Annotated in this window: 9 protein-coding genes; 1 reads left to right on the forward strand and 8 read right to left on the reverse strand. The window is 33.5% G+C overall.

Features of this window, described 5'->3' with window-relative positions:
* Positions 1-150: 150 nt before the first annotated feature.
* Positions 151-489, forward strand: coding sequence for an antitoxin Xre-like helix-turn-helix domain-containing protein (locus FTT72_RS15765; RefSeq protein WP_180039821.1), 339 nt, complete (start codon positions 151-153; stop codon positions 487-489).
* A gap of 359 nt (positions 490-848) precedes the next feature.
* Here the strand turns inward: FTT72_RS15765 and FTT72_RS15770 are convergent, their stop codons facing one another.
* The 8 genes from FTT72_RS15770 to FTT72_RS15805 form a co-directional block, all read right to left on the reverse strand.
* A complete protein-coding gene (locus FTT72_RS15770) occupies positions 849-1,352 on the reverse strand; it encodes a hypothetical protein (protein ID WP_180109898.1) in 504 nt (167 codons plus the stop codon).
* A complete protein-coding gene (locus FTT72_RS15775; protein WP_257233441.1) occupies positions 1,353-1,922 on the reverse strand; it encodes a hypothetical protein in 570 nt (189 codons plus the stop codon). It lies immediately after the preceding gene.
* Between the two features lie 128 nt (positions 1,923-2,050).
* Positions 2,051-2,476, reverse strand: a complete 426-nt coding sequence (locus tag FTT72_RS15780; protein ID WP_180116212.1) for a hypothetical protein — start codon at positions 2,474-2,476, stop codon at positions 2,051-2,053.
* 1 nt (position 2,477) lies between these two features.
* Positions 2,478-2,987, reverse strand: coding sequence for a DUF4123 domain-containing protein (locus FTT72_RS15785; protein ID WP_180178667.1), 510 nt, complete (start codon positions 2,985-2,987; stop codon positions 2,478-2,480).
* A 2-nt stretch (positions 2,988-2,989) separates the two neighbouring features.
* The gene (locus FTT72_RS15790; RefSeq protein WP_180178668.1) at positions 2,990-5,608 is read right to left on the reverse strand and encodes a type VI secretion system Vgr family protein; all 2,619 of its coding nucleotides are present in this window, start codon (positions 5,606-5,608) and stop codon (positions 2,990-2,992) included.
* Positions 5,609-5,861: 253 nt separating this feature from the next.
* On the reverse strand, positions 5,862-6,197 hold the full coding sequence (locus tag FTT72_RS15795; protein ID WP_035270373.1) for a type II toxin-antitoxin system HicB family antitoxin: 336 nt from the start codon (positions 6,195-6,197) through the stop codon (positions 5,862-5,864).
* Entirely contained in the window at positions 6,194-6,442 is a 249-nt protein-coding gene (locus tag FTT72_RS15800; RefSeq protein ID WP_044425274.1) for a type II toxin-antitoxin system HicA family toxin, read from the reverse strand. Before FTT72_RS15800 ends, FTT72_RS15795 begins: the two co-directional genes overlap by 4 nt.
* 105 nt (positions 6,443-6,547) lie before the next feature.
* A complete protein-coding gene (locus FTT72_RS15805) occupies positions 6,548-7,075 on the reverse strand; it encodes a plasmid pRiA4b ORF-3 family protein (protein WP_000537572.1) in 528 nt (175 codons plus the stop codon).
* Positions 7,076-7,373: the final 298 nt, after the last annotated feature.

Raw genomic sequence — 7,373 nt, forward strand, 5'->3', positions numbered from 1 at the left:
CTAGACAAAATGACACCAAATGAGTTTTACTATGATCAGCTACCGCAACAAAACAAGGTGGCTTAACTAGAGCAGAATATCACTTATAAATACGCTTTTAGTTGTTCAAACAAGTGGAACCACCTCTTTGTAATACGGATAATCGAACAAATGACTAATAGCGAAAAGGTCTTAGCTAAAGCTGTTTTAGCAACAGCCAAAAAAATGGGGCTAACATATGATCAGCTTGCCATGATTCTTGGTATAGATTTATCAAGAACCAATATAGATTGCAGCAAACTTTCATTATTACAAAAAGAAATTGCTCTAAAACTTATACGTATAACAGTTGCTCTAGATTCTCTTATAGGTGGAGATATATCAATGATGCAACACTTTATGAAATCTCCAAATAAAATAACAAAAGGCATTCCATTGGATCAAATCCAGAATATTTCTGAGCTTGAGATTGTTTTACAATTTGTAGAAGGCCTCCAAGCTAAACCATAATATATGCAAGGCTTCATTACTTATAAACTTGAGTTATGGCCCGATCTAATTATTCAAGTGCAAGATATAAGAAACATCCTTTCTCAAGATAAGTATTCTAAAAGCGGTCATTTCAATTTTGGGCTTACAATTGAATGAATTTCGTATAAGAGATTTTATGTTAAAGACTTTCAATAGAGAGTACAGTGATAAAGCGATCATTTGGCTATTAAAATATAGTTAAATAATCGCTTTTTTATCGTTTACCTATAGGCTAGTGATAAAATTATTTCCGATCTAACCAAGATAAAAAACTAGGGCTAAGATTCAATTTAACTGCTGGAGTTAATAGTGAATAAAAAATGATTTACGAACAAGTTTTAATCAGTTTGCAGTATATAAAGCTCATTAAAATTTAATTTTTTCTTAAAATATAAATTAAGTAACTGATCAAGTTTCGCATAATCTATTATTTTTTTAAGATTTAAGGTAATTTGAAATATACTATACCAATCATCCATAGGTGAATTATCTCTCCATTTATCACCATATGAATCATCTCTTTCAACATTAATCACGATGTCCTTATAATCTGAAGATTCTTCTCGATCATCAACTATCGCAAAGAAAAATACCTGTTCTTTATTATGATTCACACATGATAATAGAGAATAAAAAGCATCTGGATCATTCCGTCTTGCATCATAATAATCTGATGAAAATTCCCAATTATTTATTTCATCTTTAGGAATATAAGCTTTCACAATATTTAAGATCATTAATCTAGCAGCACAATATTCATCATAATTAACATAATAATTATTAAAAGGATACTTTGGATGTTTTTTAAAAAAACTAATTATTTCTTCTGTTTTATATTTCATTTAAGCACTCTTTAGAATTAATCCTGTTCTGATATCAATATCAATTCGCCTTGAATCACCCATAACTCGATCTTGCTTATGAGTTCCATCAAAACTAAAACTCCATTTACTAACACCTACCCCACCTGGAGTATTTTTTGTCATCCAAGAAACTAAATTATTATATGCCGTTGTTGCCCCTTTCTCATAATCAACTTTCTGCCCTTTTTTCTTATCCGGACTATGACCTTTTAAACCTATCATTTGTACCCGAACTGATTTTGCATATAATTTACATAAAGTTAACGAAGGTGGAGCAGGTAAATCTACCCATGCTGAATTAGCCTCAGTTGCTGTAACAATCATCTGGTTTGTTTTTGCACCATTTTGTGCTTGAATTCGACCATTATGCTTTTGTTTATTACAATTAGAATTATTAGGATTACAAGTTCTATTTAACTTATCTATTTCATCTTTAATATTTTGTAATGCTAGTGCTTTTTGATAATCAGAAATATTTCCTTTCTCTCTTTGTATTTGTTCCTCTGCTGTTTCTAATGCACTATTTAAAGCACCTAATAGTACTATCACCCAATGTAGATGGAGTTAATATACCGATCAATATGCACCAACCGGATTAGTTCTCGCTCCAACTCTAGCAGCTTCACCCGCTTTTTCTACGGCTGTTCCCCATCCACCTAGACTACTAATATCTGCTGCTACTGCCATGTTTCTTTCTCCAAAGCAGCATAAAATTTTTGAGATTCAGAATTATTTAAGCAACTTTCTACAATTCCTGCTAAAACATCAATTCTTAAATACGGAGGCCATAATTTTTCTTCTAAAATACCTCTATTCCAATTATCATCATCTATATTGTTCTTATTTAAAATAAAACAAATTTCTCCATATACCGCACACCACTTATTATAGTCAGCATCTTCTTCCATTCCATTTAAATATTTCTTTACACGCCCCTGTGCAATAAATAAAAAATCAACACCTCTTTTTTCATCATTATTAAAATATTTTTCAGAAAAAAAAGGAAATTTCATTTTCAATCTATTCCAATTCCATAGAGCTAAATCTTCTTCACGGCTATTTGAAAATATATCAATCTGCTCTTGAGTAAACTTTATTGTCATATCAAAGACTCACTATATTATGCAAAGTACTATCGAATTCTTGATACCACCAATTACTAATTGGTTTTAATAAAACCATATAACTTTCATCATCTAACATTTTGTTAAGTATTTTAATAATTGCTGGATCATAAAATCTAAATAAAGCTAGCTCCTCACTAGGTAGCTCTGCCTGTAAAAAAGGCTGTAAATGTTGAATTAGTTGTTGTTTAGATAAAGAAGTTTCAATAATTGAAAACATCCCTATTGTTTCACCAACAACAAGTTTTTTTTGTAATAACTCACTAGATTCCTTTGTGATTGGTATTAATAATGGAGATACTTCTAAAGGAGATGTTTCATCAATAGTATTTTCAAATAAATTACCAATTTTTTTTTGTTCTGATTTAGAAAGCTTATTCAACCACTGCTTAATGTATAAATGATTCTTTGCTGTATCTAAAAGCATAAAAAAATTATTATTATCTTCAGTTTCAAAATTTATTTGTTTAAAAAAATCAATACTATTCATATTTATATTTCTCTATGTACAAATGGCATGGATTTTCTAGCTGCATCCAATAAACAAGGAATACAAATTTTGCTTGAAATATTTGGAAACTGAAAATTATATTTAGTACCTGATAAAAATTTTATTTGCGCTGATTTTATTTCTATTAAACCAGGGCTATTTATTTCTATGGATCCATTCGTTTTAATTTTAATAAACCCTCCACCACATGTCAGCATAATCTCTTTTTTGGCTGCAATTGTTATTGAATTTTCGGTACTCATAATTTTACAATCTTTCAAAGATGCTAATTCTAAAGCATCATTTTGAGCATGTATTTTTACATCACCCTGTGTGGCGAAAGCATTTATTCCTTTATCTTGTGCATATAAACTTAGCCCCTTAGATGCATGAGCAGTCAATTCACCTGAAGAGTTTAAATCTAACTGTTTGCCAGATATTACTTTTAAGCTTTCTTTTGCAACATGTGTTTGATTACTTTGACTCACCGAAATTATATCTTTAGGTGAACTTATTAAAATATTTGGTTCTTCAAATTTCTCTAAAGTTGATTCAACCTGTTGAACTAAATTCGAACTAATTTGATAATTTTCATCTTGAAAAACTTTACTTGTACGTGCATTTTTTTCTAAAACTTTTAATTGTTCAAGTGAATCAGATAACTGTGATAACAATTCCTTTATATTCAATTGAATATCTGATGCATTATCTTGTGTTGTTGAACTAATTAATAGACCTTTCCCCGCACGAACAGCACCCCACTGATCTGTTCTTAATTCAAACCCTTCACCACGCCCATCACTTTCCGCTTGTTCTTTTGGATGACTTAAGTTCCCTAAGTTAAGCTGTGTAGCCACATGACTGCTGTGCAACTGAGCACTAATTTGCCCTGTGGTATCGTCAAAGCGCAGTTGGTTAAAACCTTCTCCACCCACTTCTTTAGAACGAATACCACTGAGTTTTTTGGTATCAGGCAATTGCCCTTTAATATCAAACTTGGTCGGGTTTCTTTGTGCTTCATGGATACGACCAGTGACAAAGGGTCTATCAATATTGCCGTCAAAGAAATCTATAACAACAATTTCATCTTTACGCGGTAAGAAACGTGCCCCATAGCCTTCGCCAGCCCAAGGCGTGAGTACATCGACCCAAGCTGAATCTGTGTCATTGTCATTGCTTCCAGCACCACCATCATGGCTATGGTCCTCATTTCGAGTAAACAGGAAACGAACTTTAATCCTTCCCCATTCATCGACATAGATTTCTTCACCATCACTGACCACACGTGCGCGTTGTACATAGGCTGTAGGACGATGGATGAGTGGATCATATTCAGGAACCACATCAATATTACGACGGATTACCGTCAGTTCATTGGCTTGGCGTTCTTGTGCACTGTCTTTACTGCTTGACCAATGACTATATTTTAAGAGTTGTTCGAGCTGATCACGTAAATCTTTGGGTAAATTATTTTGATTATAAAAACGTTTTTTTAAGATCAAGAATTCTTTATCTTGCCCACTGTGATTTTGATCGAGTTCAGGATGCTCATTGAGTTGGAACCAATAGCCCACTTGGGTATCACGAACACTGCTATAGGCAGTGAAGTATTTTGATTGTAAGGCTTGATATTGATTCAGTTGCGTATTGAGCTTTTCAATTTGCGCATTACTAGATTTAGTTGCTTGGTCATCACCATTTAAATCACTAATCCACGCAGGGGAAATATGCCAAGCCTGCTCTAGGCTTAAACTTTCATTGCCCTGTTGACTACTGTGTTTATGTGAACTTAAAACAGATCCAGCCCCTTCTTCTTGAGACAAGGCATCGGCTTGCCAACGTTGTACATGAATGGCTGTAGGCTGTAATTGACGTTGTGCAATAAAACTGGTGATACTATCGAACTGTTCTGTGGCATTTGAACGATGATAGCGAATCACACGACGATTTAAGGCAGAATATTGTGCATTTGAATCAATGAGACGTAACTTTTGTGCTTGAATACTTTGTAGTGGACTCGCCACTATATAGCTAGCTTCATCGACTAACCAAGATATCCCAGACTCTCTGAGCAAGCGAAATACATACTCTGCATCGCTTTCTGAGCTCTGCATAGAGAATGGTCGAACATCATAGTCTTGGCTTAAACCACTGAGATCGAGTTGTAAGCTGGCTGAGAATAAGGGGCTTTTTTCCTGCCATTCTTTAAAAATTGTCTCTACAATTTCGATGGCTGTTTTATTCATAAAGACACGACTATTACGTCGTTTATACCAAAGAGCCGTCGGATCTTGCATTCGAATGGAGTAAACGGATAAAGCACCATCGGAATGACCTTGCATACATTCAGTCACAATACCTGTGGTTCTAAGCAATTGTCCTGAATCCGTCACTTGATCAACTGCGACTTGGCAACCAATAAATTGTTTTAATGAAATATAAGGATTGGTGGATAAACAAATCAATTCTGCAGAAAGTCCATCATTGATAGCATGTGTCCCTTCAATCCGCTGTAAAACCACTTGGCTATTGAGGTCAGAGTTGGAGAATTGCACACTGATCGCACGGTTTTGAGCACCAAAGCCCAACTTATCTAAAACAGACAAAATATTATTTAACATTTATTATTTTAAGCTCTAGAAATTGTATAAATATTAACAAGACTGGCTGTTTTTAACAAATTTATCACGAGTTATTCTTTTTTAGTTTTGTTATACCTATTAATTGTATGAGTACTTCATTGAATATACTAAACCTTTAAGTTTCGCTAAAATTAACATAATACACCCTATGCGAAATCAAAAAAGGGAGCTGTAAGCTCCCTTTTTTACTAATTTTTTTCAATTTTTAGATGTCAATCTAGGCTTCAATAAATTAAGCACCTAAACGCATTAATTTCTCTTGAATCGCATCGCTTACAAAAGCATTAAGAGAATTATCACTTGATGCTAAAACAGCTTTACGGTGTAACTCAGGACTAATACGGACATTAAATGTACCTTTGAATGGCTGATCGGGTTTTTTACCTAATTCAGCACAAGACTCTAAATATCCATCGACAGATTCCTGAAAAGCTTGTTCAAGAGTTTTTAATGTTTCTGCTTCATAAGTGATGAGATCACGGATAAATGCAAGCTTTCCAAATAACTCACCTGTTTCAAGATCAGGTTCAATTGTACCTAGATAACCTTTGTATTTTAAATAGCTCATAAAAATCCCTCCTGCTTGAGTGCCTGTTTTACAGATTTCAAAGCCCCACCTTTGATTTCATTTTCAGGGTGTGGCCTGTGCAGTAAAATCATGTGTTCAGTTTTCGTATTAAAAAAACGGACACGAGAGCCTGCCATTTCAAATTTTTCATAGCCGAGCTGATTCAGTAAAACGACTAAATCTTTATACGGAAATGTATTTTTTGAATTTCCAAATTTTTCCAGTAACTTTTCCGTTTTACCCATACTTCAGCCCTACTGCTATTGCAACTAAGTATAGTTACTTTTAAATAATAATTGCAACTATATTTAGTTGTAATTTCATATAACAGCCCTTATGTTAAATCAGGTTTAAAACTTAATATCATGTGAATTAAAGTAGGTCGGATCAAACTCTATCTCTCCTATTTCATCCTCGATAATTTGCATGTAATCGTCATATCTTGGATGTTTGGGGTCTTGTAATGCATCTAAAATATCAAGATATCCAAAAATTCCTCCAATATCTTCAAATGGAGCATGATTTTGACCATCTATACAACATGGATATTTTTTATTTAAATCAGGAGATTGTCTGCTTTCTACAGTAATCAAATGTTCCCAACAATCGCCAAAATCATATGTATATATAATTTTTTTACCTACACGTAGAACTTCTTTCAATTTTTGTCTTTTATTGATCTTTTCATGCTTAATAGTCGTGAATTCATGTAAATGGCTATCTTCCCAATCAAAAGCAGATTGAATTGCCTTATGGAGCCTAGATAAAGTAGCTGCCGATGAAATTTGAATAGTTCTCCAGATTTCAGGATCACTACCTAGCAGACTAATTTTTAATTGAAAAACTTCATCAGAAGATTTGAGCTTTACAGTTCCCATAACAGCCTAGTTCTCAAAAAATAGTTTTAGTAAATCTAAAATTAACATAATACACCTTATACGAAATTCTTGAAATTTTCATATAAGAATCAATATCTTAATCAAAGCCGTTCCAGGGTTCAGCGCACTGGAACGGCTTTTTTGTGATTTTTCACGTTCCACGCCTGTTCTTTAGGGTCTGTTGACATTTGTTGATTAAAAAAATAGCGAGATAGTAAAATTAAATCGCCAAACCCAATTTTACACTCGCTATGCCTCGAACAATGCTAAATGATCAACACTGGTCCAAGTTACTTGC

This window comes from Acinetobacter sp. YH01005, assembly GCF_013420465.1.
GTDB classification, from domain to species: Bacteria; Pseudomonadota; Gammaproteobacteria; order Pseudomonadales; family Moraxellaceae; genus Acinetobacter; species Acinetobacter amyesii.